This is a genomic window from Tunicatimonas sp. (genome assembly GCF_049647865.1).
Lineage (GTDB): Bacteria > Bacteroidota > Bacteroidia > Cytophagales > Cyclobacteriaceae > Tunicatimonas.
In genome coordinates this window covers 1-3,035 of sequence record NZ_JBARYM010000459.1, presented here as the reverse complement: position 1 = coordinate 3,035, position 3,035 = coordinate 1, and the positions used below count along the sequence as shown (strand labels likewise).

4 protein-coding genes are annotated in these 3,035 nt (G+C 42.1%); 1 reads left to right on the top strand and 3 read right to left on the bottom strand.

The window, feature by feature from the left end; all coding sequences use genetic code 11:
- From WBA23_RS13695 to hisG, 3 genes are all read right to left on the bottom strand, one after another.
- The coding region (locus tag WBA23_RS13695) for an antitoxin Xre/MbcA/ParS toxin-binding domain-containing protein (RefSeq protein WP_424582840.1) at positions 1-296 on the bottom strand (296 nt) is incomplete at its 3' end.
- Positions 297-354: 58 nt separating this feature from the next.
- Positions 355-1,680: a histidinol dehydrogenase gene (hisD, locus tag WBA23_RS13690; RefSeq protein WP_424582839.1), complete on the bottom strand. Its 1,326-nt coding sequence runs from the start codon at positions 1,678-1,680 to the stop codon at positions 355-357.
- Complete coding sequence (hisG, locus tag WBA23_RS13685; protein WP_424582838.1) at positions 1,677-2,537, bottom strand: ATP phosphoribosyltransferase; 861 nt, start codon at positions 2,535-2,537, stop codon at positions 1,677-1,679. The genes hisD and hisG overlap by 4 nt, the downstream gene beginning before the upstream one ends.
- 215 nt (positions 2,538-2,752) lie before the next feature.
- On the opposite strand from hisG, the gene WBA23_RS13680 reads away from it, so the two are divergent.
- Positions 2,753-3,035, top strand: a 283-nt coding sequence (locus WBA23_RS13680; protein WP_424582837.1) for an aminopeptidase P N-terminal domain-containing protein, incomplete at its 3' end; no start/stop codon positions are given.

Below are 3,035 nucleotides of genomic sequence, written 5' to 3'. Positions count from 1 at the left end.
CCAAAATGAGTATCTAAGAATTCTAATGGGGATTGATCTCCTAATGCCAAGTGGGAGCTTTTCATCCAGCCATGAAATCGATCTTCTTCCATTAAGTCAACTCCCTTAGCATATAACTGGGCTAGAGCTAAAGTGCGTTCGGCTACCGAAGACTTCATTATATCATTAGCATCGTATCCCTGCCAGGTACGGGCAGTAGTATGAAGGCCGCGGGATAATTGTTTATTGGAAAGACGAGCTTGCCGTTGGAATTTAAGTACATCAGCTTTTTTTACTCCGGCTCTACTTTTTTGCACTAATATAACCGTATCGGAAGGGATTGTCAGTATAAGGTACGAAAAATTTCGCAGACCGTTACTTGGTTTCCGCTACTGGTGCTTCCGGTGCTTTGCTATCATTTTTGATTTTCTGCAATCGCAGACTAACTGCATTCTTGTGAGCATCTAGTTGCTCAGCGGCCGCCATTTTTTCTACGTACGGTCCTAACATGCTCAGTCCTTCGGGGCTAATAGATTGGTACGTTATCTTTTTCACGTAGCTATCCAATGAAATACCGCTGTACGATTTAGCAAATCCGTTTGTGGGTAGCGTATGGTTAGTGCCTGAAGCATAATCACCCGCTGACTCAGGAGAATAATGGCCGAGAAATACAGAACCGGCACTACGGACTTTTTCAACGGCTTCTTCAGGATTTTGGGTGGCGATAATTAGGTGTTCAGCGGCGTATTCGTTAAGCAACTCATATCCATCATCCAAATTGTTCATAATAAAGCATACGCTGTTTTTCAAAGCTTCTCGAGCAATCTCTTGCCGGGGCAGTTGACGTAATTGATCCTTTACCATTTGAAGAGTTTTATTAACCAACTCTTCACTATCAGAAACTAGTACTACTTGGCTATCAAATCCGTGTTCAGCCTGCGAAAGCAGATCTGCTGCTACAAACGTGGGGTCAGCGGATTTATCAGCTAAGATAGCTACTTCGGAAGGGCCGGCGGGCATATCAATGGCTACTTGTGACTTACTAACTAATTGCTTAGCAACAGTAACGTACTGATTACCAGGACCAAATATCTTATGAGCTCTAGGAATACTTTCAGTGCCGTAGGCCATAGCAGCAATAGCCTGCGCACCACCAATTTTAAAAACCTTGTCAATTCCTACCAGCCGAGCGGTGTACAGAATAGCTGGGTTAATTTGCCCTCGCCGGTTGCTGGGAGTGCACATCACTATCTCCTGACAACCGGCAATTTTGGCTGGAATTCCGGTCATCAGTACCGTAGAAAATAGCGGTGCGGTTCCACCCGGAATGTAGAGTCCGACTTTTTCTATCGGCACACTACGGCGGAAACAACGTACTCCCGGCATCGTTTCCACCTCCAAAGTATCGGTTTTCTGAGCTTCGTGGAACTTACTAATATTACTGTAAGCAACCTGAATTGCTTCTTTTAAATCTTGTTCTAACTGTTCATCGGCTAAATCAAATTCTTTAGTAGAAACTTGCAATTCTTCTAATGCTACATGATCGTATTCCAGGGCGAAATAGCGCAAGGCTTCATCGCCTTTCTTACTGACCTTTTTTAAGATTGGTTTTACAATCTTTTCAATTTTTTTAAACTTTTGCGTAGGTCGGCGAGTCAATTTACCCCAATCTTCTCGGGCCGGATTCTCTATAATGGTCATAAAATCATTTTTTCAATCGGTACTACCAAAATACCTTCGGCACCGGCTTCACGCAGCCTTTCAATCACATCCCAAAACTGGTCTTCTTGCACCACTGAGTGAATAGAGTTCCAACCGCTCATCGCTAAAGGAACAATGGTTGGACTACGCATTCCCGGCAAAAGCGAAACAATAGATTCGGTAGCACTGTCCGGAGCATTTAGTAAGATGTATTTATTTCCTTTTCCAGCTTGAACCGAATTTATGCGGAAGACCAACTGATCGATCATATCTTTCTTTTCTTCATTGGCTCGGTGGTTTCCCAGTAGCACGGCTTCTGAGCGAAAAATCGTTTCTACTTCCTTCAATCCGTTGCTCAACAAGGTGCTTCCTGAACTCACAATATCGCAAATAGCATCGGCTAAGCCAATGCTGGGGGCAATCTCTACCGAGCCGGAAATTTCGTGTATTTGAGCTGTAATTTGCTTCTCCTTAAGAAACTGATTTAAAATTAAAGGATACGAAGTGGCAATATTTTTATCTTGAAAGAAACTTGGGTTGGTGTATTCTGTATCACGCGGAACGGCTAATGATAAACGACATTTTGAAAACCCTAACCGTTTAACTAATAATACGTCTTTGGCTTTTTCTGCCATTTCATTTTCACCCACAATTCCCAAGTCAGCCACACCATCTTCCACGTAACCAGGGATATCATCGTCGCGAAGAAAAAGGAATTCCGCTGGAAAATTGTGAGATACTGCCTTGAGTCGGTTTTTTCCGTGGTTAAAATGAATGCCACATTCTTTGATAAGATTTAGTGACTGTTCACTAAGTCGTCCTGATTTTTGAATGGCTATGCGTAGCGTAGTTTTCATGAAATTTGCGATGGTCAATGCGTTCGGAGGAATAAAATAGTAGGCGCCAACCTATTTTGTTAATGAGTGACGGAGCGATGTATACGGAGGATGTTCATAATTCAGAACAAATATAGAGCAGCGATATGGGAATATAAAATCACTAACTCATAATTAAGGAACTAAGTTTTATCGAGTTACTGCATTTTGTACTTTAGCATCAAATCCTAACTAATATGAAGTATCATCCAGTAAATTCTGCGCTATTTGTTGAAAATCGTCGCCGCCTTCTCGCTCAGTTAAAGCCTCATTCACTGGTTGTTTTGAACAGTAATGATATTATGCCCACCAATGCAGATGGTACCATGAAGTTCGTTCAGAATAGTGATCTATTTTATCTAACTGGTATTGATCAAGAAGAAAGTGTGTTACTATTGTTTCCGGATTTTCCGGACGAAAGCTTCCGCGAGATACTTTTTATACGGGAAACCAATGAGGAAATTGCAATATGGGAAGGAC

What these genes read in the sequence shown, in the direction of transcription:
- hisD (WP_424582839.1), bottom strand. Translation starts at nt 1,680, where the DNA reads ATGACCATTATAGAGAATCCGGCCCGAGAAGATTGGGGTAAATTGACT.
- hisG (WP_424582838.1), bottom strand. Translation starts at nt 2,537, where the DNA reads ATGAAAACTACGCTACGCATAGCCATTCAAAAATCAGGACGACTTAGT.